28 protein-coding genes are annotated in these 25,734 nt (G+C 72.5%); 15 read left to right on the top strand and 13 right to left on the bottom strand.

The window, feature by feature from the left end:
• Positions 1 to 42: 42 nt before the first annotated feature.
• The 5 genes from msrA (at position 43) to ACLJQZ_RS25540 (ending at position 5,683) form a co-directional block, all read left to right on the top strand.
• Complete coding sequence (gene msrA, locus ACLJQZ_RS25520) at positions 43 to 558, top strand: peptide-methionine (S)-S-oxide reductase MsrA (protein WP_410622392.1); 516 nt, start codon at positions 43 to 45, stop codon at positions 556 to 558.
• 316 nt (positions 559 to 874) lie between these two features.
• Positions 875 to 3,157: a M4 family metallopeptidase gene (locus ACLJQZ_RS25525; RefSeq protein ID WP_410622393.1), complete on the top strand. Its 2,283-nt coding sequence runs from the start codon at positions 875 to 877 to the stop codon at positions 3,155 to 3,157.
• A gap of 94 nt (positions 3,158 to 3,251) precedes the next feature.
• Positions 3,252 to 3,824 carry an OsmC family protein gene (locus tag ACLJQZ_RS25530; RefSeq protein ID WP_410622394.1) on the top strand — a complete coding sequence of 191 codons (573 nt, stop codon included), beginning with the start codon at positions 3,252 to 3,254 and terminating at the stop codon, positions 3,822 to 3,824.
• A 78-nt stretch (positions 3,825 to 3,902) separates the two neighbouring features.
• Positions 3,903 to 4,883 carry an ATP-binding cassette domain-containing protein gene (locus ACLJQZ_RS25535; protein ID WP_410622395.1) on the top strand — a complete coding sequence of 327 codons (981 nt, stop codon included), beginning with the start codon at positions 3,903 to 3,905 and terminating at the stop codon, positions 4,881 to 4,883.
• Complete coding sequence (locus ACLJQZ_RS25540; RefSeq protein WP_326951077.1) at positions 4,880 to 5,683, top strand: ABC transporter permease; 804 nt, start codon at positions 4,880 to 4,882, stop codon at positions 5,681 to 5,683. Before ACLJQZ_RS25535 ends, ACLJQZ_RS25540 begins: the two co-directional genes overlap by 4 nt.
• A gap of 318 nt (positions 5,684 to 6,001) precedes the next feature.
• On the opposite strand, the gene ACLJQZ_RS25545 is transcribed toward ACLJQZ_RS25540, so the two are convergent.
• Complete coding sequence (locus ACLJQZ_RS25545) at positions 6,002 to 6,931, bottom strand: sigma-70 family RNA polymerase sigma factor (protein ID WP_410622396.1); 930 nt, start codon at positions 6,929 to 6,931, stop codon at positions 6,002 to 6,004.
• 86 nt (positions 6,932 to 7,017) lie between these two features.
• Between ACLJQZ_RS25545 and ACLJQZ_RS25550 the strand changes: the two genes are divergently transcribed.
• On the top strand, positions 7,018 to 7,569 hold the full coding sequence (locus ACLJQZ_RS25550; protein ID WP_410622397.1) for a dihydrofolate reductase family protein: 552 nt from the start codon (positions 7,018 to 7,020) through the stop codon (positions 7,567 to 7,569).
• 4 nt (positions 7,570 to 7,573) lie between these two features.
• Here ACLJQZ_RS25550 and ACLJQZ_RS25555 read toward each other — a convergent pair whose 3' ends face one another.
• Positions 7,574 to 7,981: a nitroreductase family deazaflavin-dependent oxidoreductase gene (locus ACLJQZ_RS25555; RefSeq protein WP_326952146.1), complete on the bottom strand. Its 408-nt coding sequence runs from the start codon at positions 7,979 to 7,981 to the stop codon at positions 7,574 to 7,576.
• A 2-nt stretch (positions 7,982 to 7,983) separates the two neighbouring features.
• Complete coding sequence (locus tag ACLJQZ_RS25560; RefSeq protein ID WP_410622398.1) at positions 7,984 to 8,553, bottom strand: DUF6069 family protein; 570 nt, start codon at positions 8,551 to 8,553, stop codon at positions 7,984 to 7,986.
• 107 nt (positions 8,554 to 8,660) lie between these two features.
• Between ACLJQZ_RS25560 and ACLJQZ_RS25565 the strand changes: the two genes are divergently transcribed.
• From ACLJQZ_RS25565 to ACLJQZ_RS25575, 3 genes are all read left to right on the top strand, one after another.
• On the top strand, positions 8,661 to 9,626 hold the full coding sequence (locus ACLJQZ_RS25565; protein WP_410622399.1) for an SDR family NAD(P)-dependent oxidoreductase: 966 nt from the start codon (positions 8,661 to 8,663) through the stop codon (positions 9,624 to 9,626).
• 158 nt (positions 9,627 to 9,784) lie between these two features.
• Positions 9,785 to 10,978 carry a protein kinase domain-containing protein gene (locus tag ACLJQZ_RS25570; protein WP_410622400.1) on the top strand — a complete coding sequence of 398 codons (1,194 nt, stop codon included), beginning with the start codon at positions 9,785 to 9,787 and terminating at the stop codon, positions 10,976 to 10,978.
• A gap of 360 nt (positions 10,979 to 11,338) precedes the next feature.
• The gene (locus ACLJQZ_RS25575; RefSeq protein WP_410622401.1) at positions 11,339 to 11,548 is read left to right on the top strand and encodes a hypothetical protein; all 210 of its coding nucleotides are present in this window, start codon (positions 11,339 to 11,341) and stop codon (positions 11,546 to 11,548) included.
• A gap of 47 nt (positions 11,549 to 11,595) precedes the next feature.
• On the opposite strand, the gene ACLJQZ_RS25580 is transcribed toward ACLJQZ_RS25575, so the two are convergent.
• On the bottom strand, positions 11,596 to 11,919 hold the full coding sequence (locus ACLJQZ_RS25580) for an STAS domain-containing protein (protein ID WP_410622402.1): 324 nt from the start codon (positions 11,917 to 11,919) through the stop codon (positions 11,596 to 11,598).
• A 121-nt stretch (positions 11,920 to 12,040) separates the two neighbouring features.
• Here ACLJQZ_RS25580 and ACLJQZ_RS25585 point away from each other — a divergent pair, with 121 nt between their 5' ends.
• The 3 genes from ACLJQZ_RS25585 (at position 12,041) to ACLJQZ_RS25595 (ending at position 16,217) form a co-directional block, all read left to right on the top strand.
• On the top strand, positions 12,041 to 13,519 hold the full coding sequence (locus ACLJQZ_RS25585; RefSeq protein ID WP_410622403.1) for an aldehyde dehydrogenase: 1,479 nt from the start codon (positions 12,041 to 12,043) through the stop codon (positions 13,517 to 13,519).
• A gap of 147 nt (positions 13,520 to 13,666) precedes the next feature.
• Entirely contained in the window at positions 13,667 to 14,845 is a 1,179-nt protein-coding gene (locus ACLJQZ_RS25590) for a glycosyltransferase (RefSeq protein WP_410622404.1), read from the top strand.
• A 217-nt stretch (positions 14,846 to 15,062) separates the two neighbouring features.
• Entirely contained in the window at positions 15,063 to 16,217 is a 1,155-nt protein-coding gene (locus ACLJQZ_RS25595) for a serine hydrolase domain-containing protein (RefSeq protein WP_410622405.1), read from the top strand.
• Here ACLJQZ_RS25595 and ACLJQZ_RS25600 read toward each other — a convergent pair.
• The 7 genes from ACLJQZ_RS25600 to ACLJQZ_RS25630 all read right to left on the bottom strand — a co-directional run bounded on the left by ACLJQZ_RS25600 (position 16,195) and on the right by ACLJQZ_RS25630 (position 20,088).
• Positions 16,195 to 16,506 (bottom strand): GNAT family N-acetyltransferase, encoded by a 312-nt coding sequence (locus tag ACLJQZ_RS25600; RefSeq protein ID WP_410622406.1) that lies wholly within the window; start codon positions 16,504 to 16,506, stop codon positions 16,195 to 16,197. The genes ACLJQZ_RS25595 and ACLJQZ_RS25600 overlap by 23 nt on opposite strands.
• A gap of 9 nt (positions 16,507 to 16,515) precedes the next feature.
• The gene (locus ACLJQZ_RS25605) at positions 16,516 to 16,902 is read right to left on the bottom strand and encodes a hypothetical protein (protein ID WP_410622407.1); all 387 of its coding nucleotides are present in this window, start codon (positions 16,900 to 16,902) and stop codon (positions 16,516 to 16,518) included.
• Between the two features lie 100 nt (positions 16,903 to 17,002).
• Positions 17,003 to 17,194, bottom strand: coding sequence for a ferredoxin (locus ACLJQZ_RS25610; RefSeq protein ID WP_410622408.1), 192 nt, complete (start codon positions 17,192 to 17,194; stop codon positions 17,003 to 17,005).
• Entirely contained in the window at positions 17,191 to 18,333 is a 1,143-nt protein-coding gene (locus tag ACLJQZ_RS25615; protein ID WP_410622409.1) for an NADH-ubiquinone oxidoreductase-F iron-sulfur binding region domain-containing protein, read from the bottom strand. Before ACLJQZ_RS25615 ends, ACLJQZ_RS25610 begins: the two co-directional genes overlap by 4 nt.
• The gene (locus tag ACLJQZ_RS25620) at positions 18,330 to 18,899 is read right to left on the bottom strand and encodes a ferric reductase-like transmembrane domain-containing protein (RefSeq protein ID WP_410622410.1); all 570 of its coding nucleotides are present in this window, start codon (positions 18,897 to 18,899) and stop codon (positions 18,330 to 18,332) included. Before ACLJQZ_RS25620 ends, ACLJQZ_RS25615 begins: the two co-directional genes overlap by 4 nt.
• The gene (locus tag ACLJQZ_RS25625; RefSeq protein ID WP_410622411.1) at positions 18,896 to 19,822 is read right to left on the bottom strand and encodes an FAD:protein FMN transferase; all 927 of its coding nucleotides are present in this window, start codon (positions 19,820 to 19,822) and stop codon (positions 18,896 to 18,898) included. The genes ACLJQZ_RS25620 and ACLJQZ_RS25625 overlap by 4 nt, the downstream gene beginning before the upstream one ends.
• Positions 19,819 to 20,088: a hypothetical protein gene (locus tag ACLJQZ_RS25630; RefSeq protein WP_326952133.1), complete on the bottom strand. Its 270-nt coding sequence runs from the start codon at positions 20,086 to 20,088 to the stop codon at positions 19,819 to 19,821. Before ACLJQZ_RS25630 ends, ACLJQZ_RS25625 begins: the two co-directional genes overlap by 4 nt.
• Before the next feature lie 256 nt (positions 20,089 to 20,344).
• On the opposite strand from ACLJQZ_RS25630, the gene ACLJQZ_RS25635 reads away from it, so the two are divergent.
• From ACLJQZ_RS25635 to ACLJQZ_RS25645, 3 genes are read left to right on the top strand one after another with little or no spacing between them, the layout of a single operon-like run.
• Positions 20,345 to 21,217 (top strand): alkaline phosphatase family protein, encoded by an 873-nt coding sequence (locus tag ACLJQZ_RS25635; protein WP_410622412.1) that lies wholly within the window; start codon positions 20,345 to 20,347, stop codon positions 21,215 to 21,217.
• A gap of 4 nt (positions 21,218 to 21,221) precedes the next feature.
• Positions 21,222 to 22,469, top strand: coding sequence for an MFS transporter (locus ACLJQZ_RS25640; RefSeq protein WP_410622413.1), 1,248 nt, complete (start codon positions 21,222 to 21,224; stop codon positions 22,467 to 22,469).
• On the top strand, positions 22,466 to 23,446 hold the full coding sequence (locus ACLJQZ_RS25645; RefSeq protein WP_410622414.1) for a TolB family protein: 981 nt from the start codon (positions 22,466 to 22,468) through the stop codon (positions 23,444 to 23,446). The genes ACLJQZ_RS25640 and ACLJQZ_RS25645 overlap by 4 nt, the downstream gene beginning before the upstream one ends.
• A 101-nt stretch (positions 23,447 to 23,547) precedes the next feature.
• On the opposite strand, the gene ACLJQZ_RS25650 is transcribed toward ACLJQZ_RS25645, so the two are convergent.
• Complete coding sequence (locus ACLJQZ_RS25650) at positions 23,548 to 23,967, bottom strand: hypothetical protein (RefSeq protein ID WP_410622415.1); 420 nt, start codon at positions 23,965 to 23,967, stop codon at positions 23,548 to 23,550.
• Positions 23,968 to 24,303: 336 nt separating this feature from the next.
• On the bottom strand, positions 24,304 to 25,644 hold the full coding sequence (locus tag ACLJQZ_RS25655; protein ID WP_410622416.1) for a tannase/feruloyl esterase family alpha/beta hydrolase: 1,341 nt from the start codon (positions 25,642 to 25,644) through the stop codon (positions 24,304 to 24,306).
• Between the last annotated feature and the right edge of the window lie 90 nt (positions 25,645 to 25,734).

Raw genomic sequence — 25,734 nt, forward strand, 5'->3', positions numbered from 1 at the left:
TTGTACCGGTGGTAGCACCGCACGAGGAGAAGGAGTGACGCCGTGACCACGTCAACCGAGAAGGCCATCCTGGCCGGTGGCTGCTTCTGGGGAATGCAGGAGCTGTTCCGCCGGCTGCCCGGGGTGCTGTCGACCCGGGTCGGCTACAGCGGCGGCGACGTCCAGCACGCCACCTACCGCAACCACGGCACGCACGCCGAGGCCATCGAGGTGGTCTACGACCCCGCGCAGACCACGTTCCGCGACCTGCTCGAGTTCTTCTTCCAGGTGCACGACCCGACCACGAAGAACCGCCAGGGCAACGACATCGGCGTGAGCTACCGCTCGGCGATCTACTTCGAGAACGACGAGCAGAAGCGGGTCGCCGAGGACACGATCGCCGACGTCGACGCGTCCGGTCTGTGGCCCGGCAAGGTCGTCACCGAGGTCGCTCCGGTGGGCGAGTTCTGGGAGGCCGAGCCGGAGCACCAGGACTACCTCCAGCGCATCCCCAACGGGTACACGTGCCACTTCGTGCGCCCGGGCTGGAAGCTCCCGAAGCGCGCGACGACCGCCTGACACGCTCGCACCAAGAAGGGCCCCTTCGCCGTCCGCGGCGAGGGGCCCTTCTTTTTTCGCCGCACCAAAAATCACCCGAACGGCGGTGAGCAGCCGGCAGTCCTCAGTGGACGATCACCCGACAGAATCCCAAAGGTGTTAAATGTCGGTTTTGGGAAGTATTGCCATATGTCAATAAGACCGTACGTTAGTCGCTTGTTCACGAGGCCTCAGCACCGGATTCTGATTTCCGTTCCACAGCACCACCTCTCGTTCCCCTGAGCTGGGCCCGCCTCAAACCCGGGCCTGGTTCACCCTGCCCGGAGGAGATTCCTCGATGGAACTGAGACGTCCTGTCGTCTTGGCAGCAACCGGCGTGCTCATCGGCGCCCTCTGCATCACCGGTACCGCACAGGCGCAACCCGCCCCGAACGCGACCCCGAACGCCGCCCCGAGCGCCCAGGCCCAAGCCGCCACCGCGGCCGCCGGCCTCGTGGCGAGCAGGCCCGCCGCGCTGCACGCCAGCTCGGACGACGTTTTCCTGGCCCAGAAAGCGATCTCCTCCACCAACGGGCTGCAGTACATCCCCTACGAGCGCAGCTACAAGGGCCTGCCGGTGGTCGGCGGCGACTTCGTCGTCACGACCAACTCGACGGGCCAGGTGCTCGGCACCTCCGTCGCGCAGGACCAGACCATCAACCTCGCCACGACCTCGGGCAAGGTGAGCAAGGCCGCGGCCGAAGCCACCGCCCGGCAGCAGCTGGCCTCCGTGGACAGCGTGAGCCCCGCGCAGCAGGTCGTCTTCGCGCTCGGCTCGCCGGCGCTGGCGTGGCAGAGCACGGTCGTCGGCCGCAACGCCGAAGGGCCGAGCCGGCTCGACGTCGTCGTCGACGCGGCCACCGGCAAGGTGCTGCACACGCAGGAACACGTCATGAACGGTGACGGCACCAGCGCGTGGAACGGCCCGAACCCGGTGCACCTCGACACCACGCACTCGGGTAGCACGTACTCGCTGAAGGACCCGACGATCACCAACACGTCCTGCCAGGACGCGGCCAACAACACCACCTTCAGCGGTCCGGACGACGCCTGGGGCAACGGCAACGCCACCAGCCGCGAGACCGGCTGCGTCGACGCGCTGTTCGCCGCCCAGACCGAGAACAAGATGCTCTCGCAGTGGCTGGGCCGCAACAGCTTCGACGGCAGCGGCGGCGGCTGGCCGATCCGCGTCGGGCTGAACGACCAGAACGCCTACTACGACGGCACCCAGGTCCAGATCGGCAAGAACACCAACGGCCAGTGGATCGGTTCGATCGACGTCGTCGCGCACGAGCACGGCCACGGCGTCGACGACCACACCCCGGGCGGCATTTCCGGTTCGGGCACCCAGGAGTTCGTCGCGGACGTCTTCGGCGCTTCGACCGAGTGGTTCGCGAACGAGCCCGCTCCCTACGACCAGCCGGACTTCCTCGTCGGCGAGCAGGTCAACCTGGTCGGCTCCGGCCCGATCCGCAACATGTACAACCCGTCGGCGCTGGGCGACAAGAACTGCTACGACAGCTCCGTCCCCAACGGTGAGGTCCACGCGTCCGCCGGCCCCGGCAACCACTGGTTCTACCTGCTGGCCGAAGGCACCAACCCGACCAACGGGCAGCCGACCAGCACCACGTGCAACAGCACCAGCATCACCGGCCTCGGTGTGCAGAACGCGGTGAAGATCTTCTACAACGCGATGCTGCTGAAGACCACGGGCAGCTCGTACCTGAAGTACCGCACCTGGACGCTGACCGCGGCGAAGAACCTCTTCCCGGGCAGCTGCACCGAGTTCAACACCGTCAAGGCGGCGTGGGACGCGATCTCCGTGCCGGCGCAGTCGGGTGACCCGACGTGCTCCGCGACCGGCACCGTGACCGTCTCGAACCCGGGCAACCAGTCCACCACGACCGGTGGTTCGGTCAACCTGCCGCTGTCCGCCAGCGGTGGCACCGCGCCGTACTCCTGGACCGCCACCGGCCTCCCGGCCGGCCTGTCGATCAACGCCTCCACCGGCACGATCTCGGGCACCGCGACCACCGCGGGCACCTCGAGCGTCACGGTGACGGCGAAGGACGCGGCCAACAAGACCGGCACGGCGTCGTTCTCCTGGACCGTCGGCACCACCACCGGCTGCTCCGGCCAGAAGCTCCTCAACGGCGGCTTCGAGTCCGGCGCCACCAGCTGGACGCAGACCAGCGGCGTCATCGGGCAGAACGGTTCGTCGGGTGAGCCGACCCACGGCGGCACCTACAACGCCTGGCTGAACGGGTACGGCACCACGCACACCGACACGCTCGCGCAGTCGGTGAGCATCCCGGCCGGGTGCCACGCCAGCCTGACGTACTACCTGCACATCGACACGGCCGAGACGGGCAGCACCGTCTACGACAAGCTGACCGTGACCAACGGCAGCGCCACGCTGGGCAGCTTCTCGAACGTGAACGCCGCCGCCGGGTACGTCCTCAAGACGGTCGACGTTTCGTCGGCCGCCGGCGGGACCCTCGCGCTGAAGTTCACGGGTACCGAGGACAGCTCGCTGCAGACGTCGTTCGTCATCGACGACGCCGCGGTGACGCTGAGCTGAAACAACTGAATCCGCACTGAAAAGGCGGGGAATCCGGAAAATCCGGGTTCCCCGCCTTTTCGCTTTCCCTTGGCGAGCGGGCACAATCGGGCCCATGGACACCGAAGAGCTGCGCGCGACCCAGGCCCCGCTGAAGGACAAGTACCGCGACGCACCGGAAAGCGCGCTCGTCACCCTGCACGCCGACGCCGAACTCGACGGCCTCGGCATCTCCTGCAAGGTGGAAACCGGCCGCGCGGTGACATCCGGGGCTTCGCCCCGGGCCGGGGGCTCCGCCACCCGGACCCCCGAAGGGAAGTCGGTCGTGGAAGCCGGCCTGCACCCGGCGACCGGCGGCGACGGCACCCTGGCCTGTTCCGGCGACATGCTCCTGGAGGCCCTCGCGGCGTGCGCCGGGGTGACGCTGCGGGCGGTCGCGACGTCGCTGGGCCTCGACGTCCGGGGCAGGCGCGTCCGGGCCGAAGGCGACCTCGACTTCCGCGGCACGCTCGCCGTCGCGAAGGACGCGCCGGTCGGCTTCCGCGCGATCCGGCTGTCGTTCGCGCTGGACACCGACGCTTCCGAGGAGCAGCTGGCGACGCTCAAGAAGCTCACCGAGCGGTACTGCGTGGTGTTCCAGTCGCTGCGGACGCCGCCGGAGTTCGCCGTGACGCTCTCGGCGAACTGACCCCTCTCCGGGAGAATCCCGGAGGACAACCGGGACAGCGTGCCCTAGCTTGGCGGTGTCGTCGGAAGGAGAGCCGCCATGCCGGCCCTGTCGCCACCGGAGCCGGACATCGCCGTCCGGGTACGCGGGCTCGTGAAGACCTACGGTTCGACCCGCGCGCTCGACGGCGTCGACCTCGAGATCCCGGCCGGACGGGTGCTCGGCCTGCTCGGCCCGAACGGCGCCGGCAAGACCACCACCGTCCGGATCCTGACCACGCTGCTGCGTCCCGACTCGGGCGAGGCGTGGGTGGCCGGGCACGACGTCCTGGCCGAACCGGACGCGGTGCGGCAGCGGATCGGGCTGTCCGGGCAGTACGCGGCCGTCGACGAGAACCTCACCGGCTTCGAGAACCTCTACATGGTCGGGCGGCTCTACGGCCGTCGCAAACCCGCGGCCCGGGCCCGCGCCCGGGAGCTGCTGGCGCGGTTCCAGCTCGCCGAGGCCGCCGACCGGCCGGCGAAGGGGTACTCCGGCGGCATGCGCCGGCGGCTCGACCTGGCCGGCGCGCTGGTCGCCGAGCCGGCGGTCGTCGTCCTCGACGAGCCCACCACCGGCCTCGACCCCGGCGGGCGCCTCGACACCTGGGCCGTGATCAAGGAGCTCGTCGCCGACGGCACCACCGTGCTGCTGACCACCCAGTACCTCGAAGAGGCCGACCAGCTGGCCGACTCGATCGTCGTCATCGACCACGGCAAGGTGATCGCCCGCGGCACCGCCGACGCGCTCAAGGCGCAGATCGGCGGCGAACGCCTCGAGCTGGTCGTCGCCTCGGCCGCGGACCTGCCGGCCACCCTCGACGTCCTGCGCGCGGTCGGCACCGGCGAACCGACCGGGGACGAGCACACGCGCCGCGCCGAGATCCTCGTCGACACCGGACCCAAGGCGCTCATCGAGGCGCTGCGGCAGCTCGACGGGCGCGGCATCACGGTCCAGGACGTCGGCCTCCACCGGCCCACGCTGGACGACGTCTTCCTGTCCCTGACCGGGCACGGCGCCGAAGAGGAGGCCGCGAAGTGAACGCGCTCACGAAGGGCATCTCCGACGGCGGCGTCATCACCTGGCGCAACCTGATGAACGTCCGGCGCAACCCGGACTGGCTGATGGCCGCGACGCTGCAGCCGATCATGTTCGTGCTGCTGTTCGCCTACGTCTTCGGCAACGCGATCGGCGGCGACGCGGGCGGCGGGGCCTACCGCGAGTTCCTCATCGCCGGGATCTTCGCCCAGACGGTGGCGTTCAACTCGGCGTTCACGGTCATCGGCTTCGCCAACGACCTGCAGAAGGGCATCATCGACCGGTTCCGCTCGCTGCCGATGTCCCGGATCGCGGTGGTCCTCGGCCGCACGACGTCGGACCTCGTCGTCAGCGTGGTGGCACTGGTCGTGATGTCGCTGTGCGGGCTGATCGTCGGCTGGCGGATCCGCGGCAGCTTCCTCGACGCCGTGCTCGGCTACCTGGTGATGCTGATGTTCGCGTGGGCGCTGTCGTGGGTCGGCGCGCTGATCGGCCTCACGGCGCGCAGCGTCGAGGTGGCGCAGAGCGCGGGGCTGATCTGGATGTTCCCGCTGAGCTTCGTGTCGTCGGCGTTCGTGCCGACAGACAAGATGCCGCCGTTCCTCCGGGCGATCGCCGACTGGAACCCGTTCACGGCGGTGATCAACGCGACGCGCGCCCTGTTCGGCAACCGCTTCGGCGTCCCGCCGACGGGCTGGCCGGCGGAGCACGCGGCGCTGTACTCGATCCTGTGCTGCGTGGCGATCATCGCGGTGTTCGCGCCCCTGGCGACGGCGCGCTACCGCAAGGTGGCGAGCAAGTAGCACCGTCCTCAAGGGACACTGCGAGACCGTCCCGTGTCGGCCACTCCGGACGCCGTGTCGACCACTCCGGTAAGTGTGTTGGCCACTCCGGTCAGTGTGTTGGCCACTCCGGGCGCCATGTTGGCCGTTCCGGTCGTCGTGGTGGCCACTCCGGTCCGCGACTTGGCCACTCCAGGCGCTGTGTTGGCCGTTGGCCGCGGCCCGGCCGGACCGACCTGGCGACCGGAATGGCCGACATGTCGACGGGAATGGCCAACACGGTGACGGGAGTGGCCAACACGGTGACCGGAACGGCCAACACGGCGCGCGGTGGCGGGTTCAGAGCGTCGGGGGCAGGGTGAACGCCGCGAACGCCCGCGGGTCCTGGAACACGACGTTGTGCGCGATCCCGAACGACGTCACGGTCAGCACCTGCAGGGTGTGCAGGCGGTGGCCGCCGGCGGCGTCCGGGCAGTACGCGGCGAGCGCGGGCTGCCCGTTCGCCGTGAGCGGGACCGCGCGCCAGCCGCCGGGGCGCATCGCGAACACGCGCGCCATGAAGCGCCCGTAGTCCGCGCGCCCGGCGTACCAGAGCGGGACCGGCGGCATCTCGAGCACGGCGTCCTCGGCCAGCAGCGTGACCAGTGCCGCGACGTCGGCGGCCTCGAACGCGCGGACGTAGCGCTCGACCGTCTCCCGGACCTCCCGGTCGCCGGGCTCGCGCACCTCGTGGTCCCGGGGCGTGGCCGCGGCGAGGGCGGCCCGCGCCCGCTGCAGCGAGCTGTTGACCGCGGCCGCCGACGTGTCCAGCTGCGTGGCGACTTCGGCGGCGCTGAACTGCAGGACGTCCCGCAGCACGAGGACCGCGCGCTGGCGGGGCGGGAGCAGCTGCGTGGCGGCGACGAACGCGAGCCGCACCCCGGCACGGGCCTGCGGATCCTCCGTGTAGCGGCCCGGTAGCGGCTGCAGCCAGGGCACCTCGAAGTCCGGCGTCAGCGGGGCGTCCGGATAGGTGCTCGCGGCGCCGAGCCCGGACGGCAGCGGGCGGCGGGCCCGGCCCTCGAGCGCGGTCAGGCACACGTTCGTCGCGATGCGGTAGAGCCAGGTGCGCACGGACGCGCGCCGTTCGTCGTAGCGCTCCCGGGCCTTCCACGCGCGCAGGAGCGTCTCCTGGGCCAGGTCTTCGGCGTCGTGCAGCGAGCCGAGCAGCCGGTAGCAGTGCACCACCAGCTCACGCCGGAACGGCTCGAAGTCCTCGCTCGCGTCCACGCCGGAGATTGTGCCCCGGATCGCGATGAGTTCCGCCGTCGGCGCCGGTATGTACCCACGACCGCACCGCTCGCGAAGGGACCACCATGAACGACGTCATCGTCATCCAGTTCACCACCCTCGACGGGGTCGTCGAGGACCCGGACGGCTCCGGCGGCACCGCCGGCGGCGGCTGGGCGTTCCGGCACGGCCCGGAAGCCGTCGCCGGGGACAAGTTCAAGCTCGGCGCGCTGCTCGACACCGGCACGCTGCTGCTGGGCCGCGGCACGTGGGAGCTGTTCTCGAAGCTGTGGCCTGCCCGGACCGACGACTTCTCGACGCGGATGAACAAGATCCCCAAGCGGGTGGCCTCGCGCACGCTCACCGACGTCGGCGCCTGGACGAACTCCGCGTTGCTCACCGGGGACCTCCTCGACGAGGTCCGGCGGCTGCGCGAAGAGCGCGACGTCATCGTCATCGGCAGCACCAGTGTCGTGCACACCCTGGCCGGGCACGGGCTCGTCGACGAATACCGCCTGCTCGTGTTCCCGCTCGTGCTCGGCTCCGGCCGCACATGGTTCACCGCACCGGGTGACCTCCGCCTGGCCTCGGCCGAGCAGAACGGGGCCGCCGCGCTGCTGCGCTACCGCACCGCCTAGCGCGTCAGTCCTCTTCGGACAGTTCCACGATTGGGATCGACCGCTTCGCCTTCTCCCGGTGGTCGACCAGGAAGGGGTAGTGCTTCTCCAGTTCCGTCCACGTGCGCACGTAGTCCGCGCCCAGCAGGGGCAGGGCTTCGGCCTCGAACGCGCGGCCGTCGACCTCCACCTTCACCCGGGAGTCGGCCGTCAGGTTCTGGTACCAGTCGGGGTCTTTCGCGGCACCCACGTTCGACGCCACCACGAGCAGCCGGTCACCGTCCCGGTGGAACATCATCGGGACGGTGCGCGGCTTGCCCGAGTTGCGGCCCGTCGTCGTCAGGAGCACGAGTCGTTCACGGTGCATGCCGTCCACCTCCTCGCCCGCGCGGAACTGCTCGATCACGCGGCGGTTAGTCTTGCGCTGCCCCATGCTCAGCGGTCGTAGTAGCGGGTCGGCGGCTCCTGCTGCTGGTTCCACTGCCGGGTCGGCGGCGGCTGCTGCGCCGCCGGCGGCGCGGCCTGGGCCGGGGGCGCCGTCGAGCGACGCCGGTGCAGGGTGCGCGCGCTCGCCGCCATGCTGCTCACGATCGCCGCGATCACCAGGCCGATCACCAGGTTGATCGCCGCCGTCGCGATCTTCGCGCTCGGGGCGACGCTCAGCGTCAGCGGCAGCACCACCGCGATCAACGTGACCAGCACCATGATCCAGCCGAAGAACTGGGACGGCGCCGGCGTCGCCACGCTCAGCAGGTGCATCAGCCCGGTCGCCAGCAACGCCACCGCGGCGGCCACCACTGCGTACGTCGTGGTGCTGGCGTTGCCCCAGACGCCTTCCCCTTTTGGGGCCAGCACTTCGACCTCGAAGATGCCGCGGGCGATCAGCAGCCCGACCACCGCGACCAGGGCCGCGACCACCGCTGTCGCCACGCCACCGGCCCACAGCCGGCGTGCGTCGATCCCCGGGCGGACGTCCTGGGGTGTGTTCCCGTAGTAGTCGGACATCACGGCCTTCCTCGCGTCGCTGGGCCTCTCGCGGTCGATTGTCCCCTCTTTCGGCCCGGGACGCGCGACTTGCGCTGGAGTGCGCTCCAGGTCTTAGCGTCGGGACCATGACCACCGCACAGCACAAGCTCGGCTCGGGCTTCGGCGCCGGCACCACCGCCGCGGAAGCCGTCGCGGGCATCGACCTCACCGGGAAGCTCGCCGTCGTCACCGGCGGTTACTCCGGCATCGGCCTGGCGGCGACCCGCGCGCTCACCGGCGCCGGCGCCCACGTCGTCGTCCCGGCCCGTCGCCGCGAGACCGCCGAACAGGCCCTCGAAGGCCTGGCCGACGTCGAGGTCGACGAGCTGGACCTGGGTGACCTCGACAGCCTCCGCGCCTTCGCCGAGCGGTTCCTCGCCTCCGGGCGGCGGATCGACCTGCTCATCACCAACGCCGGCATCATGGCGTGTCCCGAGACCCGCGTCGGGCCGGGCTGGGAGGCCCAGTTCGCCACCAACCACCTCGGCCACTTCGCGCTGGTCAACCGGCTGTGGCCGGCCGTCGCCGAGGGCGCCCGCGTGGTCGCGCTGTCCTCCCGCGGCCACCACAACTCGGCGATGCGCTGGGACGACGTCATGTTCACCGAGGGCTACGAGAAGTGGGCCGCCTACGGCCAGGCCAAGACGGCCAACGTGCTCTTCGCCGTCCAGCTCGACAAGCTGGCCGCGGCGAAGGACGTGCACGCCTTCGCGCTGCACCCGGGCGGCATCATGACGCCGCTGCAGCGGCACCTGTCGCGCGCCGAGATGGTCGAGCGCGGCTGGATGGACGAGGCGGGCACCATGCTCGTCGAGTTCAAGACGCCGGAACAGGGCGCGGCGACGACCGTCTGGGCCGCCACGTCACCGCAGCTGGCCGGGCTCGGCGGGCTGTACCTCGAGGACTGTGACGTCGCCGAACTGTCCCCTGAGGACGCCGAAGGACTCGCCGCGTCGGGCGTGCGCCGCTACGCCGTCGACCCCGAACAGGCCGAGCGGCTGTGGACGCTGTCGGCGCAGCTCACCGGCGTGGACGCCTTCGACGGCCGCTGAACGCGCGTACCCCGCCCGCGATCTTCGCAGGTTTCCGGATCACGGGATCGGGGTACATCGCGAGGGTGGCCGACCAAGCGGCAGGACGGGGTGCCCGGGCGATGAGCGAGGCGGACGAACCCACGTGCGCGCACTACGCACTCGGTGAGTTTTCCGTCATGCCGCGACCGGCACTGGGGGACGAACCGCCGCCCGCCACGCTCGGCGGGCGCTACGAGATCGGCCGGCTGATCGGCAGCGGCGGCACGGCCCGCGTCTACCGCGCCTACGACCTGCACCTCGACCGCCCGGTCGCCGTCAAGATCTACGACCGCGGCGCGGTGGCGCAGGACCAGCGCCGCCGGCTGCGCGAGATGAGCATCCAGGGCAGCATCGCCCACCCCGGCGTGGTGGCGCTGCACGACAGCGGCACCGAGCACGGCCGGACCTTCCTGGTGATGCAGCTCGTCGAGGGCGAGAACCTCGCCGAACGGCTGCTCGGCGGCGCGATGACGACGGCCGAGGTGACGGCGCTGGCCGCCGGGCTCGCCGAAGGCCTGGCCCACGTGCACGCGCTGCGGGTCGTCCACCGCGACCTCAAGCCGGCCAACGTGTTCCTGAGCGCGGACGGCCCGCTGATCGGCGACTTCGGCATCGCGCACGCGCTCGACACCACCCACATCACCGGCACCGGCGTCATCCCGGGCACCGCCGCCTACCTCGCGCCCGAGCAGGTCGCCGGCCAGCCGGCCGGGCCGCCCGCCGACGTCTACGCGCTCGGCCTGATCCTGCTCGAGTGCGTCACCGGGGAACGCGAGTACCAGGGCACGATGGTCGAAGCGGCCATGGCGCGGCTGACGCGGGCCCCCCGGATCCCGGAGGACCTGCCGCCGTCGCTGGCGCACACGCTCCGGCGGATGACCCAGCGCGAGCCCGCGGACCGGCCCACCGCCGCCGAGGTGCTGGGGTCGCTGCGCACCCCGCCGGCGACGCTGCCCACCGCCGCGCCGGCCGGACGTCCGCCGCGGCACTTCCGGGCCGTCTTCGCCGCTGCCCTGACCACCGCGGCCGCCGCCACGGTCGCCGCGGTGCTGCTGGCCGCCCCGGAAGGCGGCGGCTCCTCCACCCAGTCACCGGCGCCGGGCGTCACCGAGGCGGTGCACCCGCCGGCCCCGTCGTCGACGTCGCCGCGGCAAGTGGCCGCGCCGGCCGTGACCGAGTCGGCGGACCTGGAGCCGGCCGCCGTGACGCACCAGAGCCCGGTCCAGCCGCAGAAGACGGGGAAGCAGCAGGGCAAGTCCGGGAAGAACGCGAAGCCGCCCGGCGGCAACAAGGGGAAGGGCAAGGGCCCGGGTCCGGGCACCGATTCGTGAACCGGGGCCTCCGGCGAGGTAAGCAGGGCCCAACGGCCCTACCGCCGGGAATGGCCGTGGAATAGTCATGGAGAACGTCGGAATTCTCTCTTCCGAATTCGGACTCGGAGCAATAACGACCGGTAACCCGGACGCCTCGCGGCACGACTGATCGAACGTGCCGGCCGCGTCCGGTCCCCGCGTTTCGAGCCGGCACGACCACCGGGAATTCCCCGTCCCGGCCGGTTCCACGACTTTCCGGAGGTTCGGATGAATGTCCACGCTGCCCTTGCGCGCCCCGTTCGCGGAGCACCGCGCGGACGGCACGCCAAACCCCGCGCCACCTGGCCGCGGATCGTCGCCCGGTCGTCTTTCCTGGCCTTGGCCTTGATCTCCGCCGGCGTGGTCGTCGCCGCCGGCTGGCCGCCGATCCTGCTCGTGGCGCCCATCGCCGTCCTGCTGCTGCTCGTCGCGAGCGTCACGAAACTGCGCACCGCGAGCCGGAAGATCGACGCGATCTTCGCCGAGGAACTGGCCGAGCCGGTCGCACAGGAAACCGGGATCGAAAACGTCGAAAACGCGGCCGCTTGATCACGAGATCATTTTCCCGGCGCTTCGGGAAACGATCTTCGGATTCGCTAGCCCGCGTCCTGCCAGGGTTCGAACCCGTTCAGGAGCGGCTTGATCTGCGCCGGGTCGGTGACCTCGGCTTCGACCCCGGCGGGCATCGCGAGCACGAGGTGGGTGCCGCGGGACGCGCAGGCGGCCACCGTCTCCGTCAGGGCCGCCGCGGCGACGGCGTCGACCGCCGTGGTCAGCGCGAGGTCGACGACCATGCGGCGGGCGTCGGCGGCGAAGGCCGCTTCGACCGCGCGGAGGTACCCGGGAGCGAGGACGGCGTCGAACGCGCCGTCGATCGAGAGGATGACTTCGTCGTCCAGTAACACGCTGTGAAGTGCCATCCTGGCCTCCTGCCGACCGGGTCTGCCCACCTGGTACGGGTTTCGTCCCCCAAGGTTACGTCAGGCACCCCGCCGGGTGCAGGCTGGAACGCACGCCACGACGTCGACGAGGACGGGGCCCATGAGCGCACAGTTACCGACCTTCTCCCTGGTGATCGACGGCAAGGCCGCCGGCGCCCGCTCCGGGCGCACCTTCGAGTCGCAGAACCCGTACACCGGGCGGCCGTGGGCGGTCGTGCCGGACGGCGGGCCCGAGGACGTCGACGACGCCGTCGCGGCGGCCCGCGCGGCGCTCGAGGGCGAGTGGGGCGCGATGACGGGGTTCGCGCGGGCCGCGCTGCTGCACCGGCTCGGCGACCTCGTCGGCGAGCACGCCGAGCGGCTCGCCCGGCTCGAGGTGAACGACTCCGGCAAGCTCTACCGCGAGATGCTCGGCCAGCTGACCGGCCTGGGCGGCTGGTACCACTACTACGCGGGGCTGGCCGACAAGATCGAAGGCCGCCAGATCCCGGCGCCGAACCCGGACTACCTCGTCTACACCCGCCGCGAGCCGGTCGGCGTGGTCGCGGCCATCACGCCGTGGAACTCGCCGTTGCTGCTGCTCACCTGGAAGCTCGCGCCCGCGCTGGCCGCGGGCTGCACGGTGGTCGTGAAGCCGTCCGAGCACGCCCCCGTCTCGACGCTCGGGCTGGCCGAGCTGATCACCGAGGCCGGGTTCCCGCCCGGCGTCGTCAACGTCGTCACCGGCCTGTCGCGCGAGACGGGCGCGGCGCTCGCCGGGCACCCGGGCGTCGACAAGGTCGCGTTCACCGGCTCGACCGCCACCGGCCGGGCCGTCGCGGTGGCGGCCGCGGCGAACCTGAACAAGGTGACGCTGGAGCTGGGCGGCAAGTCGCCGCAGGTGGTGTTCCCCGACGCCGACCTGGCCGCGGCCGCGAACGGCGTCATCGCCGGCGTGTTCGCCGCCACCGGCCAGACGTGCATGGCGGGCTCGCGGCTGATCGTGCACGCCGACGTCCACGACGAGCTGATCCGGCTGATCGCCGAGCGCGCGTCGGCCATCAAGCTGGGCGACCCGGCCGAACCCGCCACCGAGATGGGCCCGGTCGCGAACGCGCCGCAGTACGCGAAGGTGCTGTACTACCTGGAAACCGCGACGGCCGAGGGCGCGACCGTCGCCTGCGGCGGTGTGCCCGACCCCGGGCTGGGCGGGCTGTTCGTCCAGCCGACCGTGCTCACCGGCGTCACCCCGGAGTCGACGATCTTCCGCGAGGAGGTGTTCGGACCGGTGCTGGCCGCGTGTGCGTTCACCGACGAGGCGGAAGCGATCCGCCTGGCCAACGACACGCCCTACGGCCTCGCCGGCGCGGTGTGGACGAAGGACGTGCACCGCGCCCACCGCGTCGCCGCGAAGCTCAAGGCGGGCACCGTGTGGGTGAACGCCTACCGCGTGGTGGCGCCGTCCGTGCCGTTCGGCGGGGTCAAGGATTCGGGACTGGGGCGGGAGAACGGCGTCCACGCGATCGACGAGTACCTGACCGACAAGGCGGTGTGGGTCGAGCTGTCCGGCGGCACCCGCGACCCCTTCACGCTGGGGTGACGGTCGTTCTGTCCACTGTGGACGAGCGGGCGGCCGCGGCGGGGATCCCCGCTTCCCCTTCCAAGGTATAGCCGAGAGGGGGACTTGCGGCAAGGCCCCGGTGCGGGTCCACACTTCGGGCTCACTTTCACCGAGGGGATGTTCTTGATGCGTGTGCTGCTGTCCACGATCGGTTCGCGGGGCGAGGTCCAGCCGGTCCTGGCGCTGGCTTCGGAGCTGCGGGCGCTCGGCCAGGACGTCCGCCTGTGCGTGCCGCCCGACTTCCGCGACTGGCTTTCCGGGCTCGGGTTCGCCGTCACCCCGATCGGGCCCGAGCTGCGCGGGAAGGGCCGTCCCGCGGCCGGCGACCTGCGGAAACTGGCCGAGGAGACGGTCGCTGCCCAGTTCGTCAAGGTCGCGGAGGCGGCCGAGGGCTGCGACGTGATCGTGGCCGCCGGCGCCCTGCAGCTCGCCGCCCGCTCGATCGCCGAGCGGCTGGGTGTCGCCTACGTCTACGCGAGCTTCTGCCCCATCACGCTGCCGTCGGACCGGCATTCACCGCCGCCGATGCCGTGGCGGTCGGCGGACACGCCTCGCGCCCGGTGGGCCGAGGACGCCCGGCACCTGAACGCGACGTTCGGGCCGACGCTGAACGCGCACCGGGTGGCGTCCGGGCTCGCGCCGGTCGAAGAGCTGCAGAGTCACGTGTTCACCGACCGGCCGTGGCTCGCGGCCGACGCCGCACTGGCCCCCTGGCCCGGGCCGCCCATCGTCCAGACGGGTGCCTGGATCCACCCCGACTCGCGGCCGTTGCCGGAGGAAGTGCGGGAGTTCCTGGACGCGGGTGAGCCGCCGGTGTACTTCGGCTTCGGCAGTATGAGCGCGGAGGCAGGCCTCGCGGAGGCGATGCTGACCGCGGCCCGCGCGCACGGCCGCCGGGCGATCATCGCCCGCGGCTGGGCCGACCTGGCTCTGGCGGACGCGGCGCCGGACTGCCTGGGCATCGGCGAGATCAACCAGCAGGCGCTGTTCCCGCGGGTCGCGGCCGCCGTCCACCACGGCGGCGCGGGCACCACGACGACGGCGGCCCGCGCGGGGGCGGCGCAGGTCGTCGCACCGCGGATGTACGACCAGTTCTACTTCGCCGACCGGGTCCACGACCTGGGTATCGGAGCGGCACACGCACCGGGCGCGCTGACGGCGGAGTCGCTGGCCGCGGCCCTCGGCCCGGCGTTGGCGCCGCAGGTGGCGATCCGGGCGCGGGAGTTCGCGGACCAGGTCCGGGTGGACGGCGCGAGCGTCGCGGCACGGCGCTTGCTGACGACGGCGCCCCTCGCGTCGGCCTGAGGTGTCTGTCCTGCGGGCTGCCGTTCGTCGGGGCAGTATCCACCGCGGGAAAGGACTTCGCCATGACTGTGATCGTCGCCGGGCCGGGTCCGCAAGCACGTCGCCACCCGGTCCGGCCCGGCTTTCGGCCAGCGGGTTCCGGAAAACCCGGGGGTCCGGACGCCTGCTGGCCTCATGGATCGCGGATCCGGCCCTCGTTAGCGTCACTTTCGTGAGGATGAGACGAACAGCCCTGGTCGCGGCCGTGATCGTGACGGCGGCCCTGACGACAGCGACCCAAGCCGCCGCCGGCACTCAGCTCGAACGACTCGCCCGGAACCTGGTGGCCGCCGGCGCGCCCGGCGTGATCGTGCGGGTGGACGACGGGCACGGCCGGCCCGTCGAGATCACCGAACACGCGCCCTGGGCGCACCGGCTCGAGGCCGGGGACGAGTTCCGGATGGGGTCGAACACCAAGACCGTCATGGCCACCATCACCCTGCAGCTCGTGGCCGAACACCGGCTCGCGCTGAGCGATCCCGCCGGGAAGTGGTTGCCGGGCACGGCATCCGGCGTCACGCTGCGCATGCTGCTGAACCACACCAGCGGCCTGTCCGACTACGCCGAAGACCCAGCGGTCCGGGGCGCGATCCTCGGCAAGGACCCCCATCGGTGGACCGCCGCCGAGCTGTTCGCCATCGGGGCCGGGCACCCGCCGCTGTTCGCGCCGGGCACGGACTGGTCCTACAGCAACACGAACTACGCCGCCGTCGGCGTGATCCTGGAACGCGTCACCGGCACGAGCCTCGCCGACCTCGTGCGGGACCGGATCGCCCGGCCGTTGCACCTGGCGCACACCTACCTGCCCGCCGACGGCGCCTGGCGCGGCCGGCACGCGCACGGCTACGAGCCGGACGCCGCCCACATGCCACCGGCGGTGCCCGCGGAGTTCACCGACGTCGCCGGGACGCCCCGGGCCGGGCACGTGGACGTCTCCGGCAACGACCCGGGCTGGGGCAGCTCGGCCGAGGCGATCGTGAGCAGCGCGCCGGACTGGGCGCGCTTCTACACCGCGTTGATGTCCGGAAAGCTGCTGCCCGCGGCACAACTGGCCGAGATGCGCACGGTCGTCGGACCCGGCTACGGGCTGGGGATCCTGACCGCCACCACCCCGTGCGGCACCTTCTGGGGCCACGACGGCGGGATCACCGGCTACTCCAGCAGCACCATCACCGACAGCACCGGCCGCCGCACCGCGACGATCCTCGTCCCGACGGAGTTCCTCTACGAGTTCGACGCCGATCCGGCGCTGGCCGAAGCCCAGCGGGCGCTGCAGAACGCCGTGACCTGCGCGATGTTCGGCAAGCCAGTCAGCGCAGGTCCAGCCACATGACGCGCAGGCCGACGTCGCCCCGCTTCGGGTGGCGGAACGCGCCGGGTGCCGTGCCGAGGGTGACGAACCCGAGGCTCTCGTAGAGCCGGACCGCGGCGGTGTTCACGTCGACGACGGCGTTGAACTGGATCGCCGCGAACCCGGTGCGCCGGGCCCAGCCGATCAGGTCGGTGGCGAGGGCCCGGCCCACCCCGGTGCCCCGCGCATCCGCGGCGACCATCAGGCTGCCGGACGCGATGTGGCTGCCGGGCCCGGGCCGGTTGGCGTACATGTTCGCGGTCCCGGTCACCCGCTCCCCCTAGGTCGCGACGACCACCCGGCCGGGCGCGGCCACCAGCCACATCCGCCGCGCGTCGGCCTCGCTCATGGCCGGGTCGTAGGGGAACGTCTCCTGCTCGGTGCTGATGTCGTGGACGATCGGCCAGATCCCCGGCCAGTCCTCCGCCCGGGCCTCGCGGATCACCCGCGCCGCGCCGGCCCGTAGCACCACCGCGCACGGGGACTGCCCCACCGGTGGCGCACCGCCGGCGGCCAGGAGGAACCCCCGCGCCGCGAAGACGTCCCGCGTGTCGCGTGTCTGTCCGAAAAGGACGCACACCGCGCCGTGCTGCGGAACCGCCGGGTCGCCGGCGCCCGCGACGCGCGCCAGGACGCCCGGCACAGCGCGGTGTCGGGTGGGGCCCACACGCCGTCCAGGCCGCGATCCCGCAGGCGATCGACGAGTTCCTCGTTCATGGTTCCCGAGGTTAACGAGCGGCGGGCCGCCTCACGAGCGATTTACCGCGTCACTTCCGCAGCCGCATGGCCAGCACCGGGCACGCCGCGGCGGCGCGGCGGGCGTCCGCCACCAGCGCCGGCGGGACCGGGCCCGCGGCCAGCACCGGGTAGCCCCATTCGTCGAGCAGGATCCGTTCGGGCAGCAGGTCCGCGCACAGCCCGTGGGCGCGGCAGCCGATCGGATCCACCGAGAGCTTCACGCCACACCCGCCGGGACCCGGCAGCGCCCGCCCGCCAGGTGCGCGGAGACGTCGGCCTCGAACGTCCGCAACGCCGATGCCGCGAGGCGGGCCGCGCCGTCCGGGTGGGCGCACGCGCCGCGGCCGGTCAGCAACGGGATGCGCCGCGCCAGGCGTCCGGTCGCGTCGCCGCCGCGGACCAGCTCGGCGAAGTCCGCCGCGATCGCCGGGAGGCCGAACATGCACGGCCCGCACTGCCGCGCCGACTCCGCCGCGAGGAACGCCAGGACCTTCGCCGTGTAGTCGAGACCGCAGGCCGACGCCGGCAGGACGTGCACCGCCGCGATCCCGGACAAGGCGCCGCGCAGATCGGCCGTCCAGGTCCCGCCGTACCCGCCGACGAGCACCGCCTGCACCGGCTCGGCCTCGCCACCCGCCGCCGCGAGCACCTCCGGCAAGGCAGCACCCGCCCGCACCGAGACGACGCCGGGGCCGCGGACCGCGCCGGTCACCGTGACCAGGTCCGTCCGCGCCGCGCGGTAGTGGTGCGGGCCGAGCAGGACGACGAGCGCGAGCTGCGCCAGGGTGTCGACGTTGTCCACCAGCGTCGGCCGGCCGCGCACCCCGCGTTCGGCGGGCCGCGGGTGTTTCCCGAGCGGCCGCGCGTCGCCGGAAGTCAGGTAGTGGACGAGCGCCGACTCCTCGCTGGCGACGTACCGGCGCGGGATCTCCACGACGCGCACCGGCACGCGGTCGTCGCGCTCGGCGAGCGCCGCGGCGATGCTCCCGAGCACCGGGCTGCCGGCGTGCACGCACAAGACGGCTTCGGTCGCGCCGATCGCGTGCGCGGCGAGCTGCAGGCCGTCCAGCACGAGGTGCGGGGACAGCGCGAGCAGCGCGGCGTCCTTCCGGCTCAACGGGTCGCCTTCGCAGCCGTTCGCGACGACGATCGAGCGCCGGGCCCGGGCCGCGCGCAGCTTGACCGCCGTCGGGAAGCCGCCGCCACCGCGGCCGCGCAGGTCCGCCGCCGCGACGGCTTCGATCAGCCGGTCGCGGCCGTCGTCGCCGTGGTAGGCGACCCACGGCACGACGCCGTGGTGACGCCGGTGGCCGGCCAGGTCGAGCCGGTGCGGGGGCAGGGTGGTCGTCAGGGTGCTCATCGGGTGCCTCCGAGCGGGGAGAGCTTGCGGGTTTCGGGATCGGCGTGCCGGGTGCCGGCGCGGAAGGCGATCCCGCCGAGCACGGCGAGCACGCACAGGACGTCGAGCGCGATCAGCCAGCCGTGCGCGGCGTCGCTCTCGGCCATGCCGATGCCGTGCGTCAGCGCGACCGGCCAGCAGAAGTAGGCCAGCCAGTGCACGGCCTTCCACGCCTTCGCCGGGATGCGGGTGCGCACCAGGCTGGTGACGACGATCGCGAGCAGCAGGTCGATCGCGACGGCGCCGAGGCCGACCCAGAACGGCTGGTAGCCCGCGCCGAACGGGATCACGACGTCGAGCCAGCTCAGCGAGACGTACCCGTCGAGGATGGCCGACGCGATGTGCGCGACGAGGAACGCGAGGCTGGTCAGGGCCAGGTTCCGGTGCAGTGCGGCGACGGTGAACCGCGGCCACTCCCGGGTCGCGAACCGGCCGGCGCCGAGCGCGCCGAGGACGACGACGGCGGTGAAGAGCACCAGCGACACCAGCCCGGTCGCGCGGCTGAAGTACCAGACGGCGGAGCTCACGACGCCTCCCGCAGCTCGGTGTCGCGAGGCCAGCCCGGCGTCGTCACGACGTCGCCGCCGACGCCGACGAGCCGCGCGGGCAGGCCGCGCTCGGCGAGCCACGACGGGGCCGCGTCGCCGAGGACGACCGCCGCCGTGCTCGCGGTGTTGGCGTCCACAGTGGACTTCGCCACGACGGAAACCGTGCGCCAGTGCGGTTTCGGCACGTCACCGGTGCGCGGGTCGACGATGTGGTGGACCGTGCGGCCGCCGCGCCGCCAGCGCCGCCGGGTGGTCCCGGACGTCGCGAGCCCGCCGTCGGACAGCGCGACGGTCGTGGCCGGCCGGGTGACGGCGCCGGCGTGGTCGTCGCCGATCGCGACCTGCCAGCCGCCCGCGGGTGCCGGGCCCGCGACGCGGAGGTCGCCGCCGAGGTTCACCAGCGTCCCGCAGCCGGTCGCGGTGTGGATCCGGCGGGCCGCGCGGTCGGCGGCCAGGGCCTTCGCCGTCGCGCCGAGGTCGAGGCGGACGCCCCGGGGCAGCACGACCAGCGCGCGCACCGGGTCGAACAGCACCCGGTGCCAGCCGGGCGCGGGCGCCGCCACGCCGAGCGGGCCGTCGGTGACGGCGGCGAAGTCCCGGTCGTAGCCCAGCGCCCGGACGGCCGTGCCGACGGTCGGGTCGACCAGCCCGCCAGTGAGCCGGGCCGCGCGCAGGGCGGCGGACAGGGCTTCGGTGAGCAGCGGGCCGACCCGGACCTGCCGGCCGGCGGCGTCGTGCAGCCGGGAGATCTCGGAGTCGGCGCGGAACCGGCTGCAGGCCGCGTCGACCGCGTCGAGTTCCTCGTGCAGCAGCTCGACGGCGGTTTCGAGCCGGGCCGGGTCGGTGACGAGCACCTCGGCGGTGGTGCCGAGTGCGCGGAACGCCGTGGCGGCCGGGGTCACGACGCACCCGAGCCGGTGTGCGCGCTGCTGCCCGAACCGGAGCCGACGCCGCTGTCGGAGGACTGCAGCTGGTCCTGCGAGGTCGTGTTGTCGGTGCTGGTCGTGGTCTGCGTGGTGGTGTCGTCGGCGGCGTTCGCCGACGACAGGCCGAAGCCGATCGCGCCGACGGCGGCCGCGCCGAGCACGGCGGCGGCCGCGGTGGCCAGCGCGGCCTTGCGGCGGCCGTGCTCGCGGCGGGCGGTCCTGGCTGACGTTTCGGGGTCCATGGGAACGAGTCTCGGCGCCGCTCCTGTGAGCCTCCTGGGTACAACCTGTCAGATCCCTACTCCCTCATCCGCACTACCAAAGGAGGTTGACGCCGGACAGGCATTCACCCACTCTTTCTCCTGTCCGACGGTGGTTTCCCGGTGTTCACGCGCTGGACCGCAGCACGGCACGCACCGGCTCCCTGCTCTCGGCACCATGAGGCGCTCCCACCACGAAGCCCGCGGCCGGGCCGGCCGCTCCAGCGCTGGAGGACCCATGATCCGCAGGCGGATCTTCGCCGTGTTCGCCGCGGCCGCCCTCGTCACGACCGGCGCCGTCACGGCGGCCGTCGTCACCCGGGCGGCCGATCCCGCCGTCGAGCCGACGGCCGCGAGCGTGCCCGCGTTCGACCACGTCGTGCTGGTGATGTTCGAGAACAAGAAGTACTCGTCGATCAACGGCAGTTCCAGCGCGCCTTACTTCAACACCCTCGCCGCGCAGAGCGCGAAGTTCACGAACTCGTTCGCGATCACGCACCCGAGCCAGCCCAACTACGTCGCGCTGTTCTCCGGTGCGACGCAGGGTGTCACCAGCGACAGCTGCCCGGCCAATCTCGGGGCCAAGGACAACCTGGGGCAGCAGCTGATCGGCGCCGGGAAGACGTTCAAGGGCTATTCCGAGTCGATGCCCTCGGACGGCTACACCGGCTGTTCCAGCGGCACCTACATGCGCAAGCACAACAGCTGGGTGGACTTCAGCAACGTGCCGGCGGCGAGCAACGTGCGCTACACGAGCTTCCCCGCCGACTTCACCCAGCTGCCGACGGTCGCCTTCGTGACGCCGAACATGTGCAGCGACATGCACGACTGCTCGATCGGCACCGGCGACACCTGGCTGAAGAACAACCTCGACGCGTACGCGCAGTGGGCCAAGACGCACAACAGCCTGCTGATCACCACCTTCGACGAGGACAGCGGCACGTCGGTCAACCAGATCTTCACCTCGTTCACCGGCGCGCACGTCAAGATCGGCAGCTACAGCGAATCGATCAACCACTACACGGTGCTGCGCACGATCGAGGCGTCCTACGGCCTGCCCGGCATCGGCGGCGCCGCGAGCAAGTCGCCGATCCTCGACGTCTGGCAGTAACCGCGTGTACCTCTCCACCATCGGCCGCCGCGAGCACGCCGCGACGGGGTCGCGGCGCAAGCTCTCGGCGGTCGGTGCGAACGTCTTCGCGCTCGGCGCCGTCAGCCTCGTCACCGACGTCTCCTCGGAGATGGTCACCGCGATCCTGCCGGTCTACCTGGTGCTCGGCCTGCACCTGAGCCCGGCGGCGTACGGCCTGTTCGACGGCCTCTACACCGGCGCGACGGCGTTGCTGCGGCTCGTCGGCGGCTACGTCGCCGACCGGGTGCGGCGGCGCAAGGCCGTGGCCGGCGTGGGTTACGCGCTGTCCGCGGTGATGAAGCTCGGCCTGCTCGCGGCCGGGGCGTCGGCGACGGCGATCGGCGCCGTGATCACCCTCGACCGCACCGGCAAGGGCCTGCGGACGGCGCCCCGCGACGCGCTGATCACGTTGTCGGCGCCCGAACCGCTGCTCGGCCGGGCGTTCGGCGTGCACCGCGCGATGGACAGCGTGGGCGCGTTCGCCGGGCCGCTGGTCGCGCTCGGCGTCCTCGCGGCGGTCGGGGCCACCGACCCCGAGGCGTTCGACGCGGTGTTCGTCGTGAGCTTCTGCATCGCGGCGATCGGCGTGCTGCTGCTGGTGCTGTTCGTGCGCGACCGCCGGACCCCGCGAACGGCTGCCGCGGTCTCACCCCGCGCGGCCCTGGGGCTCCTGCGCGGCCGCGGCGTCCGGCGGCTGCTGGTCGCGGCGTGCGTGCTCGGGCTGGCGACCGTCGGCGACGGCTTCGTCTACCTGCTGCTGCAGCACAAGGAGGACGTCGCGACCGGCTGGTTCCCGCTGCTCGCCGTCGGTACGAACCTCAGCTACCTGCTGCTCGCGGCGCCGCTGGGCGCGCTGGCCGACCGGATCGGGCGGCTGCCGGTGGTGCTCGGCGGCTACGGCGCACTCGCCGTCGTCTACCTGCTGCTGGCCGGGCCGGTGTCCGGCTGGCCGCTGTTCGCGCTGGCCCTGGCGTTGTACGGCGCGTTCTACGCGGCCACCGACGGCGTGCTCATGGCGCTGGCCGGGCCGCTGCTGCCGGAAGCATTGCGCACGACCGGGATTTCGCTGGTGCAGACGGCGCAAGCGCTTGCGTACTTCGCTTCGTCCGTCCTTTTCGGACTGGCCTGGCAGTTCTGGGGCGCCGAGCTCGCGATCGGCGTCGCGGCCGGCGCGGCGGTGGTCGCGATCGGCGTCACGTTCGTCGTCCTCTCCCCGCGGCGGGCCTCGTGAAGGCGCGGATCCTGATCGCCCTCGCCGGGGTGCTCGTGCTGGCCGGGGTGGCCGTCGCCTACGTCGGGTTCGCGAGCGCGCGCAACCACGACGTCACGGCGACCGGTGCGGTCAGCCTCGCGCCCGGGCCGCGGCTGCTGTTCCGAAGCACCGCAGACGCCGACCGCGGGCACGTCGCCACCGTGGCGGCCACCGACCCCGGCGGCGCGCGGACGGTGTCGCCGCTGTCCTGCGCCCGGGTGTACGCGGCCGGCGGCACCGGGCTCTGCCTGCGCCCGGACGGCGACCTGACCACCTACCAGCTGGTGGTCCTCGACGCGCGGCTCGCGTCCCAGCGGGAGATCCCGCTGGTCGGGCTGCCGAACCGGGCGCGGGTGTCGGCGAGCGGCCGGATGCTGGCATGGACGGTGTTCGTCACGGGCGACTCGTACAACGGCGGGATGTTCTCGACGCGCGCCGGCATCCTCGACACGGCGACCGGCGACCTGGCCGGCACGCTGGAGGACTACGCGGTGACGCTCGACGGCCGGCCGTACCAGGCGGCCGACCTCAACTTCTGGGGCGTGACGTTCACCCGCGACGACCGCCACTTCTACGCGACGATGTCCACGGCCGGCCACCGCTACCTGGTCACGGGCGACTTCGCGGCCCACACGATCCGCACGCTGCGCGAGAACGTCGAGTGCCCGTCGCTCTCCCCGGACGGCACGCGGGTGGCGTTCAAGTCCGCGATCGACGCCGACCCGGCGAAGGGCTGGCGCCTGTCGGTGCTGGACCTGGCCCGTTCGGTGGTGACGCCGCTGGCGGAGACGCGCAGCGTGGACGACCAGCCGGCCTGGCTGGACGACCACACGATCGGGTACGGCGTCCCGCGCGGCCCGGGCCACTCGGACGTGTGGTCGTCCCCGGCGGACGGCTCGGGCGCGCCGAAGCTGCTGATCCCGGACGCGGACTCCCCCGCCGCCCTCAGCCCGTGAGCAAGAACCTCCGGCGGCGCGCGGCTGGGGTTCGAATGTCCTGAAGGGCACCCTCAGGGACGTGTAGTCCCTGAGGGTGCCCTTCAGGACATCGAGCCGGGTCAGTCCATCTTGCGGAGGCCGTCCAGGATGCGGCGCATCAGGTCGTTGTCCGGGGGTGCGAACGCGAACCGCGAGACCGGGATGGCGCCCGAGGCCGAGAAGGCACCCGGCGACGGGCGGGGTGGCGGGATCGTGCGGGGCAGCCGCCACGGGAGGCGGTCGGGTGAACAGTCGCGGCCGAGCTGCTCGGGGATCGGCAGGGTCGGGAGCGCGATCGTGCCCGCCTCGGCGAACCGGCGGGCGGCCTGCTCGAACCGGAGGCGGGCCTGGATGCCGGCCACGGTCCAGTCGGGTTCGGGTTCCGGCTCGGCCGGGCCGGGGCGCGGACGGCGTTCGAGCACGATCGCCCAGGCCGCGGCGGCGAGCACCGGCAGCAGCAGCCCGGCGACGATCGCGAGGCCGGGCAGATCCGCGGCCATCAGGCGGCCCCGGCGACGGGTAGCAGCATGAGGTTCACTTCCGGACGGACGGTTCTTCCGAAGCATGCGCGGCACCTGGATATTCGACGTAATCGATTGTTCGCGGACCCCGACGCCTATCATGAACGACGTACAACAGTCCCGCAAGCGGCCGAACGGGGTCGCCTGTCCGGGCGGTGAAACGGCTGGTCAGAGCGATTTTGCGATGGCTGGACCAAGCCCCTCACCAGGTAGTACGCACACCGGTCCGATCCGGTTCACTTTTCTTTCCCGCGGCCGCCGCGGCACGCTCCCGAAATGCGAATTCCTCCCATGTTGCGTCTGACGCAACCGTCGTCACCCCAGCGAACAGGTGCGCGCCAGCTCGGCCGGGGTCGCTCCGGCGGGCCGGGCGATCGTCGCCGACGCCGGCGGACGCACCCCGCGCAGCCAGCCGGCCAGCGCGTCGAACGCCGTCCGGAAGCACGGGCCCAGTGGCCGCAGTAGCGCGGGGAACTGGTCGACCAGGCCGTCGACGTGGTTGCCGCCGTCGATCCGGTAGTAGCGGTGGAGCGCGCCGCGGCCCGCGTCGGTGATCAGCCGGTCGTAGGCGTCCGAGTCGCGGGTGATCGGCAGCAGCGTGTCCAGGGTGCCGTGCAGGGTGAGCAGCGGCTTGCCGATCCGGCCGGTCAGCGAGATCCGCTCCACCGCGCGGGCCACCGGCGCGGGCCGGGACAAGTACGCGTAGTCCGCGTCGCACGACGGCGTCCCGCTCGCGCAGAACGGGACCCCCGCCGCGAGCGCGCCGTCGAAGGACGGGTCCACCTCTTCCCGGTAGATCCGCTGGGTCAGGTCCCAGTAGACGCGGTAGTGGTAGTCCCACAGGAACTCCGACCCCGGCGCGAACCCGGCGTCCAGAATGGACTGGTGGGCGGCCGTGGAACCCGCCGCGTAGGCGGGATAAGCGCGCATCGCGGGCGGCAGGAACGTGAACAGGTTCGGGCCGTCGGCACGCCAGAGCGTGCCCTCCCAGTCGACGCCGCCGTCGTAGAGCCACGCCCGGTTCTCCAGCTGCCACCGCACCAGGTAGCCGCCGTTCGACAATCCGGCGGCCAGCGTCCGCGCCGGCGGCCGGCCGTAGTGCAGCAGCGCGGCCGCCTTCGCGGCCAGGGTCAGCTGGGTGACGCGCGTGTTCCACTCGGCCAGCGCGTCCCCCGGCCGGACGCCGTCGTCGTAGAACGCGGCGCCGGTGTTGCCCTTGTCGGTCGCGGCGAACGCGTAGCCCTCGGCCAGCACCTGGTCGCCGATCGCGCGGTCGTTCGCGTACTGCCGCCGCGTCCCGGGCGAGCCGGACACCACCAGACCGCCGTTCCAGCGGTCCGGCAGGCGCAGCACGAACTGGGCGTCGTGGTTCCAGCCGTGGTTGGCGTTCGTCGCCGACGTGTCCGGGAAGTAGCCGTCGACCTGGACGCCGGGCACCCGGCCGGGCACCGGCAGACCCGCCGACGTCAGCCCGGCCCAGTCCGCCTCGACGGTGTGGCCGGACGCGAGGGTGCCGGTCGTCGTCAGGTCGTCCAAGTGGACAGCGACCTGCTTTTCGGCGCCGGGCACGAAGGCCCGCGCACTCGTGGCGGACGCCGGTGCGGGCACCGCCGTCGCCAGAACGGAAACCAGCACCACAGCAAGCCAACCGCGCACGGTCCACCTCCGGTCTCGGGTGAACCGAACCCAAGCGCGCCCGGACGCCGGGAACCACCCGGGCCGCCACCATGAATCCCCGCGCCGATG

Origin of the sequence: Amycolatopsis sp. cmx-8-4, from assembly GCF_046548675.1 — a bacterium.
Taxonomy (GTDB): domain Bacteria; phylum Actinomycetota; class Actinomycetes; order Mycobacteriales; family Pseudonocardiaceae; genus Amycolatopsis.

Bases quoted from the DNA above. Each gene is read 5' to 3' on its own strand.
- ACLJQZ_RS25570 (WP_410622400.1), top strand. From the start codon at position 9,785: ATGCCGCGACCGGCACTGGGGGACGAACCGCCGCCCGCCACGCTCGGC.
- ACLJQZ_RS25535 (WP_410622395.1), top strand. From the start codon at position 3,903: ATGCCGGCCCTGTCGCCACCGGAGCCGGACATCGCCGTCCGGGTACGC.
- ACLJQZ_RS25550 (WP_410622397.1), top strand. From the start codon at position 7,018: ATGAACGACGTCATCGTCATCCAGTTCACCACCCTCGACGGGGTCGTC.
- ACLJQZ_RS25560 (WP_410622398.1), bottom strand. From the start codon at position 8,553: ATGTCCGACTACTACGGGAACACACCCCAGGACGTCCGCCCGGGGATC.
- ACLJQZ_RS25585 (WP_410622403.1), top strand. From the start codon at position 12,041: ATGAGCGCACAGTTACCGACCTTCTCCCTGGTGATCGACGGCAAGGCC.
- ACLJQZ_RS25630 (WP_326952133.1), bottom strand. From the start codon at position 20,088: ATGGACCCCGAAACGTCAGCCAGGACCGCCCGCCGCGAGCACGGCCGC.
- ACLJQZ_RS25555 (WP_326952146.1), bottom strand. From the start codon at position 7,981: ATGGGGCAGCGCAAGACTAACCGCCGCGTGATCGAGCAGTTCCGCGCG.
- ACLJQZ_RS25595 (WP_410622405.1), top strand. From the start codon at position 15,063: ATGAGACGAACAGCCCTGGTCGCGGCCGTGATCGTGACGGCGGCCCTG.
- ACLJQZ_RS25580 (WP_410622402.1), bottom strand. From the start codon at position 11,919: ATGGCACTTCACAGCGTGTTACTGGACGACGAAGTCATCCTCTCGATC.
- ACLJQZ_RS25565 (WP_410622399.1), top strand. From the start codon at position 8,661: ATGACCACCGCACAGCACAAGCTCGGCTCGGGCTTCGGCGCCGGCACC.
- ACLJQZ_RS25590 (WP_410622404.1), top strand. From the start codon at position 13,667: ATGCGTGTGCTGCTGTCCACGATCGGTTCGCGGGGCGAGGTCCAGCCG.
- ACLJQZ_RS25615 (WP_410622409.1), bottom strand. From the start codon at position 18,333: ATGAGCACCCTGACGACCACCCTGCCCCCGCACCGGCTCGACCTGGCC.
- ACLJQZ_RS25650 (WP_410622415.1), bottom strand. From the start codon at position 23,967: ATGGCCGCGGATCTGCCCGGCCTCGCGATCGTCGCCGGGCTGCTGCTG.
- ACLJQZ_RS25525 (WP_410622393.1), top strand. From the start codon at position 875: ATGGAACTGAGACGTCCTGTCGTCTTGGCAGCAACCGGCGTGCTCATC.
- ACLJQZ_RS25635 (WP_410622412.1), top strand. From the start codon at position 20,345: ATGATCCGCAGGCGGATCTTCGCCGTGTTCGCCGCGGCCGCCCTCGTC.
- ACLJQZ_RS25530 (WP_410622394.1), top strand. From the start codon at position 3,252: ATGGACACCGAAGAGCTGCGCGCGACCCAGGCCCCGCTGAAGGACAAG.